The 16,470-nt window shown below is 73.4% G+C and carries 15 protein-coding genes; 10 read left to right on the forward strand and 5 right to left on the reverse strand.

Annotation, left to right across the window (positions count from 1 at the left end; genetic code table 11):
- Window positions 1-140: 140 nt before the first annotated feature.
- Window positions 141-1,901 (forward strand): VanW family protein, encoded by a 1,761-nt coding sequence (locus AB0I21_RS15595; RefSeq protein ID WP_360561611.1) that lies wholly within the window; start codon window positions 141-143, stop codon window positions 1,899-1,901.
- Window positions 1,902-1,935: 34 nt separating this feature from the next.
- On the opposite strand, the gene AB0I21_RS15600 is transcribed toward AB0I21_RS15595, so the two are convergent.
- The gene (locus tag AB0I21_RS15600; protein ID WP_360561612.1) at window positions 1,936-2,784 is read right to left on the reverse strand and encodes a patatin-like phospholipase family protein; all 849 of its coding nucleotides are present in this window, start codon (window positions 2,782-2,784) and stop codon (window positions 1,936-1,938) included.
- Between the two features lie 22 nt (window positions 2,785-2,806).
- On the opposite strand from AB0I21_RS15600, the gene AB0I21_RS15605 reads away from it, so the two are divergent.
- On the forward strand, window positions 2,807-3,718 hold the full coding sequence (locus AB0I21_RS15605) for a ribonuclease Z (RefSeq protein ID WP_360561613.1): 912 nt from the start codon (window positions 2,807-2,809) through the stop codon (window positions 3,716-3,718).
- Between the two features lie 51 nt (window positions 3,719-3,769).
- On the opposite strand, the gene AB0I21_RS15610 is transcribed toward AB0I21_RS15605, so the two are convergent.
- Both AB0I21_RS15610 and AB0I21_RS15615 read right to left on the reverse strand, forming a co-directional pair.
- Entirely contained in the window at window positions 3,770-4,063 is a 294-nt protein-coding gene (locus AB0I21_RS15610; RefSeq protein ID WP_344500656.1) for a DUF4193 domain-containing protein, read from the reverse strand.
- A 147-nt stretch (window positions 4,064-4,210) separates the two neighbouring features.
- On the reverse strand, window positions 4,211-5,131 hold the full coding sequence (locus tag AB0I21_RS15615; protein WP_360561615.1) for an FAD-dependent oxidoreductase: 921 nt from the start codon (window positions 5,129-5,131) through the stop codon (window positions 4,211-4,213).
- A gap of 17 nt (window positions 5,132-5,148) precedes the next feature.
- Here AB0I21_RS15615 and AB0I21_RS15620 point away from each other — a divergent pair, with 17 nt between their 5' ends.
- Window positions 5,149-7,560 carry an FAD-dependent oxidoreductase gene (locus AB0I21_RS15620; protein ID WP_360561617.1) on the forward strand — a complete coding sequence of 804 codons (2,412 nt, stop codon included), beginning with the start codon at window positions 5,149-5,151 and terminating at the stop codon, window positions 7,558-7,560.
- Between the two features lie 292 nt (window positions 7,561-7,852).
- Here AB0I21_RS15620 and AB0I21_RS15625 read toward each other — a convergent pair whose 3' ends face one another.
- A complete protein-coding gene (locus AB0I21_RS15625) occupies window positions 7,853-8,329 on the reverse strand; it encodes a hypothetical protein (RefSeq protein WP_360561618.1) in 477 nt (158 codons plus the stop codon).
- 327 nt (window positions 8,330-8,656) lie between these two features.
- On the opposite strand from AB0I21_RS15625, the gene AB0I21_RS15630 reads away from it, so the two are divergent.
- The 6 genes from AB0I21_RS15630 (at window position 8,657) to AB0I21_RS15655 (ending at window position 15,143) form a co-directional block, all read left to right on the forward strand.
- Window positions 8,657-9,187: a snapalysin family zinc-dependent metalloprotease gene (locus AB0I21_RS15630; RefSeq protein ID WP_360561620.1), complete on the forward strand. Its 531-nt coding sequence runs from the start codon at window positions 8,657-8,659 to the stop codon at window positions 9,185-9,187.
- Between the two features lie 63 nt (window positions 9,188-9,250).
- A complete protein-coding gene (locus AB0I21_RS15635) occupies window positions 9,251-9,913 on the forward strand; it encodes a GNAT family N-acetyltransferase (RefSeq protein WP_360561621.1) in 663 nt (220 codons plus the stop codon).
- 60 nt (window positions 9,914-9,973) lie between these two features.
- A complete protein-coding gene (locus AB0I21_RS15640) occupies window positions 9,974-11,203 on the forward strand; it encodes an HDOD domain-containing protein (RefSeq protein WP_360561623.1) in 1,230 nt (409 codons plus the stop codon).
- A gap of 38 nt (window positions 11,204-11,241) precedes the next feature.
- Window positions 11,242-12,462, forward strand: coding sequence for an HDOD domain-containing protein (locus AB0I21_RS15645; protein ID WP_360561625.1), 1,221 nt, complete (start codon window positions 11,242-11,244; stop codon window positions 12,460-12,462).
- A 43-nt stretch (window positions 12,463-12,505) separates the two neighbouring features.
- A complete protein-coding gene (locus AB0I21_RS15650) occupies window positions 12,506-13,669 on the forward strand; it encodes an SLC13 family permease (RefSeq protein WP_360561627.1) in 1,164 nt (387 codons plus the stop codon).
- 22 nt (window positions 13,670-13,691) lie between these two features.
- Window positions 13,692-15,143: a GGDEF domain-containing protein gene (locus AB0I21_RS15655; RefSeq protein ID WP_360561628.1), complete on the forward strand. Its 1,452-nt coding sequence runs from the start codon at window positions 13,692-13,694 to the stop codon at window positions 15,141-15,143.
- Here the strand turns inward: AB0I21_RS15655 and AB0I21_RS15660 are convergent.
- Complete coding sequence (locus tag AB0I21_RS15660) at window positions 15,107-15,331, reverse strand: hypothetical protein (protein WP_360561630.1); 225 nt, start codon at window positions 15,329-15,331, stop codon at window positions 15,107-15,109. The two genes, AB0I21_RS15655 and AB0I21_RS15660, sit on opposite strands and share 37 nt — an antisense overlap.
- 112 nt (window positions 15,332-15,443) lie before the next feature.
- Here AB0I21_RS15660 and AB0I21_RS15665 point away from each other — a divergent pair, with 112 nt between their 5' ends.
- Window positions 15,444-16,460 carry a phosphatase PAP2 family protein gene (locus AB0I21_RS15665; protein ID WP_360561632.1) on the forward strand — a complete coding sequence of 339 codons (1,017 nt, stop codon included), beginning with the start codon at window positions 15,444-15,446 and terminating at the stop codon, window positions 16,458-16,460.
- Window positions 16,461-16,470 lie beyond the last annotated feature (10 nt).

The raw sequence follows: 16,470 nt of genomic DNA on the forward strand, positions 1-16,470 counted from the left end.
CCCATCAGTGTCGCTGCCGGTCGGCGACCCGGGCCGAGATCGGCATATCCGCAGTACGCGCCGCCATCACAGTGACACGTTGGGGGACATCGGGGCCGATCGAGCCAGACAGACAGTACAAATCGGGCATTGTTCGTTGTATGGCAACGGACCTGCTGTCCCGGCTGCGCCGGCTGGCTCCCACCGCGCCGCAGGAGCGCCCCGTCGTGCCGCCGATCGTGCGGCGCGCGCGGGCCCGCCGGCGGCGGCGTCTCGCGGCGACCCTGACCCTCGTGGTCGTGGTGCCGGTGGTGACGGCGGTCAGCACGTACGCGAAGGACGTCGACCGCGGCGTGCACGTCCTCGGCGTCGACCTCGGCGGCCACTCCCGCGGCGAGGCGGTGCGGCTGCTGCGCGACACCCTCCGGCAGCGGGTCACCGCCCCGGTCGCGGTCCGCGTCGGCACGGCCGGCGCCACCGTCGACCCCGCCGCCGTCGGGCTGGCGCTGGACGTGGAGGCGACCGTCGACCGCGCCGTCGCCGCGACGCCCGGCCCGTTCGCGTGGCTGCACGGCGGGATCAGCGTCGCCCCCGTCGTCCGCACCGACGCGACCCGCCTCTACGAGGCGCTGATGGCGCACCTCGGCACCCAGGGCGACGCCCCGGTCCTGCCCGCGGTCCGCTTCGACAAGCAGCAGCCCGTCGCCGTGTACCCGGTCAGCGGCCGCGGCATCGACCGGCACAAGGTCGGCGCGATCATGGAGGCGGGCTGGCTGCGCCGCGGCACCGTCGACTTCCCGGTCGTGGACCTCGTGCCACGCAGCACCAAGGCCGACGTCGACCGGCTGCTCGGCGAGCTGGCGACGCCCGCCGTCGCCGCACCGCTGGTCGTGGCCACGCCAAGGGGCGAGGTCACCGTCCCGGCGACGGCGATCGCGGCGGCGCTGAAGCTGGAGTCCGACGCCGACGGGCTCATCCAGCCGTCGCTGGACGTGGCCGCCCTGCGCAAGGCGGTGCCGGCCTTCGGCAAGGTCGAGGTCGCCGCGACCGACGCCACGTTCACCGTCGAGCGGGGCCGGCCGGTCGTGCGGCCGCAGGTCGACGGCCAGCAGGCCGACCTGGTGGCGGCGAGCCCGGCGATCCTGGCGGTCCTGCGGACGTCGGCGACACCACGACGGGTCGAGGTGGGGCTCACGGCCAAGCCGGCCGCCGTGACCGCGGCGCAGCTGGGCGCGCTCGGCGTCAAGGAGCAGCTGTCGACCTTCACCACGAAGTTCGTCGCCGGGCAGCCCCGCGTCGTCAACATCCGCACCATGGCCGAGGCCCTGCGCGGCGCGGTCGTCCTGCCGGACCAGACGTTCTCCCTCAACGGCCACGTCGGCCAGCGCACCCACGCGAAGGGCTACGTCGACGCCCCCGGCATCGAGGACGGGAAGATCAAGAACTCACCGGGCGGCGGCGTGTCGCAGGTCGCGACCACCCTGTTCAACGCGGTCTTCTACGCCGGGCTGCAGGACGTGGAGCACCGCCCGCACACGTACTGGTTCGACCGCTACCCGTCGGTGATCGAGGCGACCGTCGTGTACCCGTCCCTGGACCTGCGCTTCCGCAACGACTCCCCGACCGGGGTGCTCATCGACACCGCCACCACCGACACGTCGGTCACGGTCACCCTGTACGGCACCAAACGCTACGACATCGCCCTCGAGTACGGCCCGCGGACGAAGATGGTCCAGCCGCCCACGACGTACCTCCGCGAAACCGACTGCAATCCCACCGACGGCCTGCCGGGCTTCACCCAGGAGGCGTGGCGCGTGTTCAAGCAGGACGGCAAGGAGCTGCGCCGGGAGCGCTTCTCCTGGCGCTACGACCCGGAGCCGCACTTCATCTGCGGCACCGCCCCGGTCGCACCCGCGGGCTGACCGGCCGGCCGCCGCCTGGCCGGTCAATCAGAGGTCAGTCAGGCAGGACGGCCGTGACGGCGGCCAGGGCGGTGGCGGACTGGCGGCGGCCGGCCTGGGCGGCGGTGGCGCGCTTCGCGGGATCCAGGACGTTGCGGCCGATGGAGGCCCTCGCCTCGGCGTCGAGGGTGACCACGGCGGAGCGGACGGCGGGGCCGAGCCCGGCGAGCTCGGTGGCGACCCGCCCGGAGCGGCGCAGCGACGTGGTCGTCGGGGCGAGGACGACCACGCGGTCGTACCCGCGCGCGAGGTGGGCGTTGGCCGCGGAGCGCGAGCCGCCGTCCATGTACCGGCGACCGGCGATGGTGACGGGTGGCCAGACGACCGGCACGGCGCAGCTGGCCGTCACGGCGGAGACGAGGTCGACGCCGCTGTCGCGGTCGAAGACGACCTCCTCGCCGGTCTCGGTGTCGACGGCCGTGATGAGGAGCCGGGGGCTGTCCGGCCAGTCGTGGCTGGGGAGCCGCCCGGCGATCACGTCCCTGCGGCTCTGCTCGGGCACGGTGTCGGCGGCACGGGCGGCGTGCCCCAGCCGTCGCAGGGCCTGCCGGTCGTCGCCGGGGCGCAGGCCGGCCGACGCGTAGCGGAGCATGGTGCCGACGCCGAAGTGGGCGGCGATCTCACCCGTGGCGGGGGCGAGCTGGCGCTCGTACAGCTCCTCGAGCGGCCTGCCGCTGGTGATCTGGGCGCCGGCGACGGAGCCGGCGGAGGTGCCCACGACCAGGTCCGCCCCGGTGAGGTCGACCCCGGCGGCGGCCAGCCCGGCGATCATCCCGATCTCCCAGGCGACGCCCGTGACGCCGCCCCCGCCCAGCACGAGCGCAAATTTGGAGTCATCGACCATCCGCCAACTGTAAGGTCCCCAGATGCGTGAGCTCGTCGTGCTGGGGACCAGCAGCCAGGTGCCGACCAAGGCCAGGAACCACAACGGGTACTTCCTGCGCTGGGACGAGGAAGGCATCCTGTTCGATCCCGGTGACGGGACCCAGCGGCAGATGACGAGCGTGGGGGTGGCGGCGAGCGACATCACCCGCATCTGCGTCACGCACTTCCACGGCGATCACTGCCTCGGCCTGCCGGGGGTGATCCAGCGGATCTCCCTGGACAACGCGGCCCGGCCGGTGGAGGCGTACTTCCCGGCGAGCGGCCAGGTGTACTTCGACCGCCTGCGGCACGCGTCCGTTTTCTACGACGCCGCTACGATAAATCCGATCAAGGTGGACAAAAGCGGACAAATCGCCACCGGGAAGAACTGGGTGCTGGAAGCGCGGCAGCTGGACCACGGGATCGAGACCTACGGCTACCGGCTCGTCGAGGCGGACGGCCGGCGGATGCTGCCCGACCTGCTCGAGCGGCACGGCGTGCGGGGGCCCGCGGTCGGGGCGCTCCAGCGCGACGGCAGCGTGACGGTCGACGGCCGGGCGGTGGCCGTCGAGGACGTCAGCGTGCCGCGACCAGGTCAGCGCTTCGCGTTCGTCATGGACACCCGCCTGTGCGACGGCGTGTACGCGCTGGCCGACGGCGCCGACCTGCTGGTGATCGAGTCGACGTACCTGGACGCCGACGCCGGTCTGGCCGCGGCGCACGGGCACCTGACGGCTGGTCAGGCGGCCCGGGTCGCGGCCGAGTGCGGGGTGCGCACGCTCGTGCTCACCCACTTCTCGCAGCGGTACGACGACCCGACGCGCTTCGCGGAGGAGGCGTCGGGTGTGTTCGATGGTGAGGTCGTGGTGGCGGAGGACCTGACCCGGATCCGGGTGCCGGCCCGCCGCCCCTGAACGACCAGGGACCTCACTCGCAACTGTCACGCCCTTCCGGCAGCTCCGGACTCAGTCGCACTCGCGGCAGACGGGAGCGCCGTTCTTCTCGCGGGACAGCTGGCTGCGGTGGTGCACGAGGAAGCAGCTGGAGCAGCGGAACTCGTCCAGCCGCATCGGCACGACCGGCACGGTGAGCTCCTCGTCGGGAAGCTCCGCCCCGGGCAGCTCGAAGCCGGTGTCGCTGTCGTCGACGTCGACGGACGGCGACTGGGCATTGGCCCGCCGGGCGGTGAGCTCCTCGAGGCTGTCCTCGGCGAGGTCCGTGCCGACGGGGTGGCGTGGCGCGTCGTAGTCGGTGCTGATGGCCATGGCGTTCACCCTCTCTTGGTGACTGTGGTTGTGTAACGAACGCCGCCGGCCTCGGATGTGTTCCCCGACCGACATGAATGAATAATGCCGGGACCAAATCGGTCCACTGTGGACATATCAACAGCGTTGGCGCCCACGAGGCTACCTCGGCCGGCTGGCCGTTCGTGGAGTTTTCGGATTCTGGTTTCCGACTGTCGCGGCGGCAACCGCGCGGCCGGACAGCCAGGCCGCCTCGACCCGCGGCCGGCCGAACCCGTCGCCGGCCAGGAACACGCCATCCACCTGCGCAAACGCGGACTCCGAGGGCCGGGTGGGGCGGGCCGCCGGCCAGCGCCGAGCGGCCACGGAGACCGCGGCGTCGGGCAGTTCCAGCAACTCCCTCACGGCCGCCTCAACGTCCGCGACGGCCGATTCGATGGCGAACGCCGGTGTGGTGTGCGCCACCAGCACCGGAGCCCCGTCGCCGCGACGGGACCCGTCGTCGCACACCGTGGTGAGGACGGGGTGATCGTTGACGAACGCGCCGGTCAGCGGCTTCCAGCAGCGGCGGCGGTAGCGCAGCGCGACGGCCAGGGACGGCTGCCAGTCCTGGGCCTCGGCGAGCGGCGCGGCGGCCGGCAGGAGCAGGGCCGCCTGCGGCGCCGGCATCGCCAGGACGACCGTGCCGCCGAGAACTGTCAGGTCTTTGACAGCTTCCCCACAGGTGACGTTAAGCCCCACGGCGAGATCCGCCGCGAGCGAGGCCAGCCCGCCGGGGGCGGCCCACCGCACCGGCGCCGGCCGCGGGGAGGCGGGCGGCGTGCCGTACACCGTGAAATCCCCGGACCAAGGGTGCAGCAGACCGGCGCGATGCCACCGCGAGACGACCGCCGCGAACCCGGGGTCGGACACTGTGAAGTAGGCGGCGCCGAGGTCGACCGGCCGCCCGTCGAGGACGTCGCCGCCGAGCCGCCCGCCCGGGGCCGCGGCGCGCTCCAGGACGCGGACCGCGACGCCCGCGTCGTGCAGCGCCCGGGCGCACGCCAGCCCGGCCACGCCCGCCCCGATCACGACGACCACCATCCGCTTAGTCTCTCAGGATGCAGCTTCCACAGCGGGCCCGCGTCGTCGTGATCGGCGGTGGGGTGATCGGCACGTCGGTCGCCTACCACCTGGCGAAGGAGGGCGTCACCGACGTGCTGCTGCTGGAGCGGGACCGGCTGACCGCCGGGACCACCTGGCACGCCGCCGGGTTGATGGTGACCTTCGGGTCGCTGTCGGAGACCTCGACGCGGATGCGGCAGTACACCCGCGACCTGTACGCGTCGCTCGAGGCGGAGACCGGCCTGTCCACCGGGCTGCGGCAGTGCGGGTTCATCGAGCTGGCCGCCGACCCCGGCCGCCTGGAGGAGTACCGGCGGGTGGCCGCGTTCAACCGGCACCTCGGCGTCGACGTCCACGAGATCTCGCCGAAGGAGGTCCTCGACCTGTTCCCGCTGGCGCGGGTCGACGACGTCCTCGCGGGCTTCTACGTCGCCGAGGACGGCCGCGCCAACCCCGTCGACGTCACCATGTCCCTGGCGAAGGGCGCCCGGCAGCGCGGCGTGCGGGTGCTCGAAGGCGTCCCGGTGACCGGCGTGCTGCGCAAGCGCGACACCGTGACCGGCGTGCGGACGCCGTACGGTGACGTCGAGGCCGAGGTCGTCGTCAACTGCGCCGGGATGTGGGCGCGGCAGCTCGGCGAGGAGGCCGGCGTCAGCGTGCCGCTGCAGGCCGCCGAGCACTACTACCTCATCACCGAGCCGATCGACGGCGTCCACGCCGGGCTGCCCGTGCTGGAGGACCCCGGCGCCTACGGGTACTTCCGCGAAGAGGGCAGCGGGCTGATGATCGGCCTGTTCGAGGGCGAGGCGGCGCCGTGGAGCGTCGATCGGGTGCCGGACGACTTCTCCTTCGGCACGCTGCCGCCGGACTGGGACCGGATGGCGCCCTACCTGGAGGCGGCGATGAACCGCATCCCGGTGACCGCGACCGCCGGCGTCCGCACGTTCTTCTGCGGGCCGGAGAGCTTCACCCCCGACCTGGCGCCGATCTTCGGCGAGGCCCCGGAGCTGCGCGGGTACTTCGTCGCGGCCGGACTCAACTCGATCGGCATCCTCACCGGCGGCGGGATCGGCCGCGCCCTGGCGCACTGGATCGCCGCCGGCGAGCCGGACGTCGACGTGACCGGCATGCACATCGACCGGCTGCAGCCGTACCAGCGCAACCTGCGGTACCGCTCGGAGCGCACCGTCGAGGCGCTGGGCACGGTGTACAAGACGCACTACCCCGACAAGGCGATGCGGTCGGCCCGGGGCGCCCGCCGCTCCCCGCTGCACGACCGGCTCGCCGGGCTGTCGCCGCACCTGCGCGACGTCTCCGGCTGGGAGATGCCCGACGTGTACGGCGTCACCGCGGAGCCCGTGCCGTCCTGGTCCCGCCCGTCGTGGTTCCCGCAGTGGGCGGCCGAGCACCGGGCGGTGCGCGAGGGGGTGGCGCTCATGGACATGTCGTTCATGGCGAAGTTCCTCGTCCAGGGCCCCGACGCCGGCGCCGTGCTGGAGCGGCTGTCGGCGAACCGGGTCACCGGCAGCGGCCTCGTCACCTACACCCAGTGGCTCAACGAGCGCGGCACGATCGAGGCCGACCTCACCGTCACCGAGCTGGCCGAGGACCGCTTCTGGGTGGTCGCCTCCGACACCGCCCACCGGCACGTCCTGACCCGCCTGCGGCGCCACGGCGCGGTCGTCACCGACGTCACCTCCGGGTGGGCCCAGCTCAACGTGCAGGGCCCGCGGTCGCGCGACCTGCTGGCGGCCGTCAGCGACACGGACGTGACGATGCCCTTCCGCGGCGCCCGCGAGCTGGAGATCGGCTACGCCCGCGTGCTGTGCCTGCGCATCACGTACGTCGGCGAGCTCGGCTACGAGCTCTACATCCCCACCGAGCAGGCCGTGCACGTCTACGACCGGCTCGTCGAGGCCGGCGCCGAGTTCGGCCTCCGGCACGCGGGCCTCAAGGCGCTGGCCAGCCTCCGCCTGGAGAAGGGCTACCGCGACTACGGCCACGACATCGACAACACCGACGACCCGCTGTCGGCGGGCCTCGGCTTCGCGGTCGCCTTCGACAAGCCGTCGTTCATCGGCCGCGACGCGCTGCTCGCCGTGCGCGACGCGGGGCCGCCGTCGCGCCGCCTGGTGCAGATCCTCGTGACCGACCCGTCCGCGCTGCTCTTCCACGGCGAGGTGGTCCGCCGCGACGGCCGGGACGTCGGCTACGTGCGCGCCGCCTCCTACGGCCACACCCTCGGCGGCGCCGTCGGCCTCGCGTTCCTCGACGCGGGCACCTCGCCGCTCGACCAGGCCTGGCTGGACGCCGCCCCGCTGACCGTGGTGGTCGCGGACCGCGAACACCCCCTCAAGGCGTCGCTGCGGCCACTGTACGACCCGGCGAGCGCCCGCGTCCGCGCCTGACGCCGTCCTCCGTCAGGCTGTGGGGGAGGCGCGCTCCTCCTGATCCGCCCACGGGTATCAGGTGGAGTCCCAGCGGACCTCGACGGTGCCGGAGGTGCCGGCGGTGGATGCGGGTGGTCAGGTCAGGTGTCGCGGCGGCCGGCCGCTGGATGCCGCGTGAGCGGGTCCCAGCCAGCGCGTAGCGAGCATTGGGGGTCCGGGGTGAGAATCCCCCGGCGGGACCCGCCGCGCAGCGGTGGGGCGGCGAGCCTATGGCCGTAGGCCAAAGGCGGGAAACCGCGTCCGCGCCGGATCACGGCTTGGCGAAGGCCTCGATCTCGTCCAGGTGGGCCGGGGTGAGGCCGCGGCGGGCCTCCGGCCGGATCAGCAGGGCGCGGCCGGCGGCGGTGAGCTCGTCCAGCAGCGGCCCGCCGGCCGGGACCTCGTCGTCGTCGGTCCAGACCAGGTGGTCGCCGCCGGCCAGGACCGCACGGGCGGCGGCCAGCTTCGCGGCGGGCGCGTCGGCCGCGGTGGTGAACGCGCACGCCAGCGGCGGGAGGCGGAAGAGGCGCTCCAGCTGGTCCGCCCACGGGCACCAGGTGGAGCACCAGCGGACCTCGACGGCGCCGGAGGTGTGCAGGCGGCGGATGCGGGTGGTCAGGGCCGGCGCCCAGCGCATCGGCCAGCCGACCCCGTCGGCGTACGCGCGCCCATGAAACGGGGCGGCGTGCCACGGCGGCTTGCGGGCGTTGACGACCCCGTCGACGTCCAGGAGCCAGACATACGCCACAGCGGCCAGTATGGCCCTTCTGTCCCGCCTCCCATCCCCGCCATGATCGAAGGCCGGCTCTGGCCGCGTGGCCGGCCCGATCCGTCCTTCGATCTTCGGGGTTCGCGGCGTGGTTCGGCTCCGTGTGTGGCCGCGGTGGTGGTCTCCGGTCGCCTTCGTCGCTGCCGTCTGCTGTGATCCAAGTCGTGTGGTGGTCGTCCGGGCGGCCAAGGTCGTCCTTCGATCTTCGGGCTCGGGGTTCCCCTGCCCTTGGTTGCTGAAAGCTGAAAGCAGTATGGGCAGTCTGGTATATATCGATGCTGAGCGATGTAACCTAGCCTGAGCGGCATGGTCAGACGCAGATTCGCCACCGTGCTGCTCGCCATTGCGGCGCTGGTCGGCGTCCAGTTGGTCGGCGCGGTCCCCGCGCACGCGGCCACCCGTACCCTCTACTACGACGCGAGCCAGGCGCAGGAGTTCGTGGCCGTGGTCAACCAGGCGGCCACCCTCTGGAACGGCAAGGTCAGCAACGTCCGGCTGGTCCCGGTCACCGCCGGCCGGACGCCCAACATCCGGGTCTACGCCGACAACGGCTGGCCCAGGACGTACACCACCAGTCTCGGCAACGGGCGCTGGTACATGGGGCGTGAGGCGGTCAACGACGGCTATTACCAGCTGCGGATCGCCACGCACGAGTTCGGCCACATCCTGGGCCTGCCGGACCGCAGGACCGGGCTGTGCTCGGACCTCATGTCGGGCAGCAGCGCGCCGGTGTCCTGCACCAACGCCAATCCGAGCGCGGCCGAGGCGGCGCAGGTCCAGCGCAACTTCGCCTCTGGAGTGACCGCCGAAGTCCAGGAAGTCCTCTTCGTGGGCTGAACGATTGAAGATCGAGAGCCTAGGATGTGCCTGGGCTCTCGATCTTTTACCGCGGAGGCGTGCGTGCTGGCGAGGTTCCTGCAGGTCTGGCTCGGCGCGTGGCCTGCACCGGACCAGGGGATCACGGTCGTCGGGCACCCGGCGCGGGACAAGCCCCGCTGGGACGGCGCCGAGCAGCTCATGCTCGGGGTGACCGACGCCGCGGGACGCGGGGTGCTGTCCGTGCCGCCCGTGCATCGCGACGAGGTCGCCGCGCTGCTGGCGCGGATGCCCCTCGAAGACCTTCTGGCGCGGCTGCCGGGGCTGCTGGGGCGCCCGGAGCAGGTGTGCTTCACCGGGGTGTTCCGCTGGTCGCAGGCGCCGGCCGAGCTGCCCGACGCGGGGGAGTGGGAGCCGGCGGACGGCCCGGGCATCCCCGACTGGCTGCGGCCGTTCCCGGGCGAGGTGCTCATCGCCCGCGACGCCGGCGGCGCCTACCTGGCCGGGGTCGGGCTGAAGCCGCACGACGTCTCCGGCGTCGAGATCTCCGTCGGCACCGACGAGCGGGCCCGCGGGCAGGGCCTGGCCCGGCGGCTCGTCGCCAAGGCCACCCGGCGGATCGTCGCGGGCGGCGCGGTCGCGACCTACCTGCACGACCCGGCGAACACGGCCAGCGCCCACGTCGCCGACGCCGCCGGCTTCCCGGACCACGGCTGGAAGATCCACGCCATGGCCGGCGCGGCCTGAAGCGGAACATTTCCGCGGCAAAGGGGTCAGTGTCGCGCCGCCGGAGTCGATGAGTGCGGTATGTTCCCCCCTTCCGGCGCAGTGCACGTCGGACGTCAGCCGATCTTCGACCGGCACGGTGACGTCCACGGCTACGAGTTGCTCTTCCGCGGCGACGCCGGGGCGGTGGCGGCCGACGAGCGCGGCGCGTACGCCACCAGCCGCGTCCTCATCACCGCCTTCACCGAGATCGGGATCGAGCCCCTGTGCGGGCGCGGGCTGTGCTTCGTCAACCTCACCCGCGAGTTCCTCGTCGGCGACCTGCCCCTGCCGTTCGACCACGAGCAGGTCGTGCTGGAGATCCTCGAGACCGTCACGATCGACGACGTCGTGGTGGAGGCCGTCGGGAAGCTCGTCGCGCAGGGGTACCGCATCGCCCTGGACGACTACGTGTTCGGGCTGGGCCACGAGCCGCTGCTCGAACTGGCCGCGTACGTGAAGATCGACGTGCTGGAGACGCCCCCGGACGAGCTCGTCGCGACCGTGGAGCGCTGCCGCAAGTACCCCGGCCTCACCCTCGTCGCGGAGCGCCTGGAGACGCAGGAGCAGCTGGAGCACACCAGGGGGCTCGGGTTCGACCTCTTCCAGGGGTACGTGCTGGGCCGCCCGCAGGTCGTCTCGACCACCGCGCTGTCGCCGTCGCGGCTGGCCCGGGTCGAGCTGCTCAGCCTCCTCGTCGGCCCCGGCATCCCGCTGAACCGGGTGGTCGGCCTGGTCACCAGCGACCCGGCGCTCAGCCTGCGGCTCATGGCGGCCGCGAACGCCGACGCGCTCGGCCTGCCGGTGAAGGTGTCCTCCGTCCACGAGGCGGTACTGCTGCTCGGCGTCGACCGGCTTCGCGACTGGGCCACGCTGATGCTGGTCAGCGACCTCGACGACCCCGGCGCGTCGCAGCTGAGCGGCGCGATCACCCGGGCCCGCATGTGCCAGAACATCGCCGAGCGGATGGGGGTGCCGCCGGAGCCCGCGTTCACCGTCGGCCTCGTCTCCGCCGTCGCCGAGCTGCTCGGCCAGCGCGCCGCCGAGCTGGCGCTGCGCCTGTCGCTCAGCCACGAGGTGACCGAGGCCCTCGTCGACGGGGTCGGGCCGCTCGGGGAGCTGCTGTCGCTCGTCGCCGCATACGAGGCGTCCGACCTGCCGATGCTGCTGGCCGCGCCGGTGCCGGTGGAGGAGACCGCCCTGGCCTACCTGGACGCCGTCGCGTACACCGGCCACATCATCGCGCCCAGGACCCGCCCGGCGACGCCGTAAAACGCGCAACCGGCGGCGCGACCTGCCGATAGGCGGACGTGGACAGCACGCGACCCGTACACATCGGCCGGCAGGCGCTCTACGACAGGCACGGCCACGTCGCCGCCTACGAGCTGCTGTTCCGCGACGGCCCGGAGGCGATGCACGCCTCGGTCCGCGACAGCGCCGCGACGAGCCGGGTGATCGTGGAGGCGTTCACCGCGTTCGGCATCACCGAGCTCGTCGGCGACCGGCGCTGCTTCATCAACCTGACCCGCGAGTTCATCGTGGGGGAGCTGCCGCTGCCGTTCCCGCCGGGGTCGGTCGGGCTGGAGCTGATGGCGGACGTCGCCGTCGACGACGAGGTGCTCGACGGCGTCGGGCGGCTCGTCGAGCAGGGCCACCGCATCGCGGTCGACGACTTCGCCGGCGACGCGTCCCGGGCCAGGCTGCTGCCGTTCGCGCACTACGTGAAGGTCAACATGCTCGCCGGTGACCGGGCCGCGATCGGCGCGATCGCCGGGCAGTGCCGCCGGTTCCCGCGGATCCGGCTCGTCGCCCAGCGGGTCGAGACGCAGGAGCTGCTCGACCTGGCGCGCAAGCTGCAGTTCCAGCTCTTCCAGGGGCACGTGCTCAGCCGGCCGCACCTCATCACCACGCACACGCTGAGCCCGTCGCGGCTGGCCCGCATGCGGCTGCTCGCGGAGCTCGCCGCCGACGAGGTCGACCTCGACCGGGCCGTGGAGACCATCGAACGCGACCCGGCGCTCGCCGTCCGCGTCCTGCGCGGCGTCAACGCCGTCTCCAACGGCCTGCCGCAGCCGGTCTCCTCGATCTTCCAGGCCGTGGTCATGCTGGGCATCCCGCAGGTGCGGCAGTGGGCGACGCTGATGATGGTCGCCGACTTCGCCGACGGCGACGAGGCACAGCTCACCGACGCCGTCCTGCGGGCCCGCATGTGCCAGACGGTCGCCGAGCGGCGCGGCGCACCCGGCCCGGCGGCGTTCACGGTCGGCCTCCTGTCGGCGATCGGCGACCTGCTCGGCCGCCCCGCCAGCGAGCTCACCGACCAGCTGCCGCTCACCGAGGACGTCGCGGAGGCCGTCGTGCACGGCCGGGGGCAGCTGGGCGCGGTGCTCACGGAGGTCCGCACGTATCAGCGGGACGCCGCGACCGCCGTGGTCCCCGACCTGGCCGAGGACATGCTGTCGGCGCTGCGCTGGACGAACGCGTCGCTGGCCGAGCCGGAGAGCGAGGACGCCGCCGCGCGCCGGGGCTGACCCGAGGTGCGCGCAGATCAGCGCGGTGCGAAGATCACCTGCGATGAGGCGGCTGCATGCGTTGGACTGGGTCGGGATCGGGCTGTTCGCCGCCGGTGGCGTCGCGGTCGCGACCGGCCTGCTGCCGGTGACCGAGGCGGAGGCGACGGTGCGGCGGATCGCGCCGCTGCTCGCGTTCCTCGGGGCGGTGATCATCCTGGCGGAGCTGACGGCGCAGGCCGAGGTGTTCGACGTGCTCGCCGACCGCCTCGCCACGCTCGCCCGCGGGCGGACCGTCGCGCTCTTCGGCGTCTGTGTCGGGTTCGCGGCCCTGACCACCGTCACCCTCAACCTGGACACGACCGCCGTGCTGCTCACGCCGGTCATGCTGGCCCTCGCCCGGCGCCTCGGCCTGCCGCCGCTGCCGCTCGCCGTGACCACCGTGTGGCTGGCCAACACCGCGAGCCTCCTGCTGCCCGTGTCCAACCTGACGAACCTGCTCGCCGCCGGACGGGTCGGGCTGGGGCCGGTCGCGTTCGCGGGACGGATGTGGCTGCCGCAACTGGCGGCGATCGGTGTCACCGCGTTGGCGTTGTGGCTCGCGTACTGGCGGCGCACGCCCCGACGGTTCGCGCCGCCTCCGGCGCACCGGCCCAGGGACCCCGTGCTGTTCCGGGTCGCGCTCGGCGCGTGCCTGGTGTTCGTCGCGGGCGTGCTGATCGAGGTGCCCCTGTGGCTGGCGTCCGGGGCCGCCGCGGTCGTGGTCGCCGGCGCGTTCGCGCTGCGGGACCGCGCGGCGCTGCGGCCGGGCCTGCTCCCGTGGCGGCTGCTGGTCTTCGTGACGGGGATGTTCCTGGTCGTCGAGACGCTCGGCGCGCACGGCCTGGACCGGTTCGCGGCCTCGCTCATCGGCGACCAGGGCGGCGCCGCCGGGGCGTTCCGGTCCGCCGCCACCGGGATGGGCCTCGCCAACGTCGTGAACAACCTTCCCGCGTACATCGCCGGAGAACGCGGCATCGAGGCAGGTCAGCGCACGCAGCTGCTGGCGCTGCTCGTCGGCGTCAACGTCGGGCCGCTCGCCGTGCCGTGGGCGTCCCTCGCCACGCTGCTGTGGTGGGAGCGCTGCCGCGCGGCCGGCCTGCGGGTGCCGCCGCTGCGGTTCCTGCTGACCGGGGCGGCCGTCGCGGTCGCGGGCACGGGCCTCGCCACCGCGGCCCTATTGGTGTGATTTTGCGGTTACGCTAAGTGACATGATGCTGCGGTGGTACCTGGTGGCCGCTGGGACCTGCGTCGCACTGTCGTTCCTTGTGCCCGACGGCAGCTGGTGGCAGGTCGCGGTGCAGGTGCTCACCGGTTACCTGGCGGTCTCGGCGATCATCGCGGGCGCGCTGCGGCACCGCGGGACCGCCCGGGCGGCCTGGCTGGCGTTCGCGGCCGGGGTGTGGGGCAACGCGACCGGCATCCTCGTCGAGGCCTACAGCTTCCACGTCAACGCCGAGTACGAGTCGCCGGGCTGGCCCGACGTCGGCTACCTGGCGCTCTACCCGGGGCTCGCGATCGGCCTGGTCCTGCTCATCCGCCGCCGGTCCGAGGGGCACGACTGGGGCGCGCTCGTCGACGCCACCACCGTCACCACCGGTCTCGGCCTGCTCGCGTGGGTGTTCATGATCCGCCCGGCGATCGACCAGACCGACCTGTCACCGCTGGCCCACCTCACCGGCGTCGCGTACCCGGTCGGCGACGTGCTCGTCCTGGCGATGCTGACCCGCCTGCTGCTCGGCGGCGGCGCCCGGAGCGCCGCGTTCCGCCTGATGATCGCCTCGGCGTTTCTCTTCCTGGCCGGCGACGTCACCTGGGCCGTGCTGAACACGATCGGCGTGGAGCCCGGCCCCGCCGCGCACCGCGTCCTCGGGGCGGTGTTCCTCCTCGCGTACGTCCTCGTCGGCCACGCCGCGCTGCACCGCTCCGCCGCCCAGGTCGGCGAGACCGCCGGCCCGCCGCCGAAGCTCGGCCCCGGCCTGCTCGTCCTGCTCACCCTCGCGTCGCTGATGGCCCCGCTGCTGCTGCTCGGCCAGATCGCGGCCGGCGAGGTCACCGACGCGCTGCCGATCGCGATCTGCTCCATCGTGCTGTTCCTGCTGGTCGTCATCCGTATGGCGCAGCTGCTGCGGCAGCTGGAGGCGCAGACCGCCCGGGTCCGCGAGCTGTCGCGCACCGACGAGCTCACCGGCCTGCCCAACCGGCGCGCCTGGGGCGCCGAGCTGCCCGCGGCCCTCGAACGCGCCCGCCGCGACGGTGCCGGGCTGGCCGTCGTCATGATCGACCTCGACCACTTCAAGCGCTTCAACGACGAGTACGGTCACCCGGCCGGCGACCGGCTGCTGAAGTCCGCCGCCGCGGCCTGGTCCGGGCAGCTGCGCGGCACCGACCACCTGGCCCGCTACGGCGGCGAGGAGTTCATCGCGCTGCTGCCGGGCGCGGACACCGCCGAGTCCGTGGCGGTGCTGCGGCGGCTCATGGCGGCGACGCCGCTGGGCCAGACGTTCTCCGCCGGCCTCGCCCAGTGGAACGGCGTGGAGACCTCCGACGAGCTGGTGGCCCGTGCGGACGCCGCCCTGTACGACGCCAAGCGCGCCGGCCGGAACCGTGTCGAGGTCGCGTCCGCTCAGCCCGACACCGACGCCCGGCTCACCCCGAGGTAGACCGTCCGGCGGCGGTGGTCGATGCGCTGCACGGCGTCGACCGGCAGCGTGACCGGCGCGCCGCCGCGGGTCTTCACGACGAGGCGGCCGGTGTCGTACGTGCCCCGGTCGATCGTGCCCACGGGACCGTCGACGGCCTCGACCGCATAGCCGACCAGGACACCGGCCGGCCGCACTCTGGTGATCATTCCGCCTCCTTCTCGTGGACAGCAACGACTCTCTACCCTGATTGGTGCGTGGCCACGCATTCCGGTCACCTGCCAGGTTTGTAATCCCGCCGGATCGGCTATGTTGCACGCCATGCGTGGATGGCCGCTCGGGCTTGTGGTGTGGCTGCTTCTCCTCGGCGCCGCGGAAGCCTACGGTGCCACCCGGGTCTGGCAGTTCTTCGTCCAGACCGAGCACGGGCAGCTGCTGGACTACTTCGCCATCACCGGCAACAGCATCGGCCGCGCCCGCGTCGAGACGATCGTCGACCGCGTCCTCAACGGCATCTCCGTGCTCTCCCTCACCGTCGCCACCGTGACGGTCGGCTTCATCGCCCTCATCCGCCGCCGGGTCGCCCTCGCCGTCGGCGCCGTCCTGCTCATCGGCGGCGCCAACGTCACCACCCAGGTCATCAAGGCTCTCCTCACCCGCCCCGACCTCGGCGTCGACCTGGAGCGCTCCGGCGTCGGCAACAGCCTGCCGAGCGGCCACACCACGATCGCCGCCTCGGTCGCCGTCGCCTTCGTCCTGGTCCTGCCGGCGAAGGCGCGCGCCACCGGCGCCCTGATCGCCGCGGGCTTCGCCGCCCTCGCCGGCGTCGCGACCCTCTCCGCCGGCTGGCACCGCCCCAGCGACGCCGTCGCCGCCCTCCTCGTCGTCGGCGCCTGGGCCGCGTTCGCCAGCGTCTTCATCGTCCTCGTCCAGCGCCGCCACGGCGGCGTCACGTACGGCGCGCCCAGCACCTACGCCACCGTCTTCCTCACCCTCATCTCCCTGGGCCTGCTGCTCGGCGCCGCGGCCGCCCTCTACCTGACCGACCAGGCCCTGGACGTCGCCGTCGACGACCTGAGCCGCCGCCGCCTCTTCGCCGCCTACGCGGGCGGCGCCCTGGGCATCGCCGGCACCGCGGGCCTCATCGTCGCCGCGGTCCTGTCCACCGTCCACCGCGTCGTCCCGCAGCTCGTCCCGCCCCTCGACGACGACGACCTCCCGCCGCCCGCACCCGACCCGATCGGCGAGCAGGTCACCGTCCGCCTCACCACCGAGGAGCCGACCACCCAGCGCCTCGGCGGCCGCCCGGACGACCCGACCGTCAAGCTGCCTGGCTAGGATCACTCGT

The sequence above is a fragment of the Dactylosporangium sp. NPDC050588 genome (assembly GCF_040654975.1).
GTDB classification, from domain to species: domain Bacteria; phylum Actinomycetota; class Actinomycetes; order Mycobacteriales; family Micromonosporaceae; genus Dactylosporangium; species Dactylosporangium maewongense.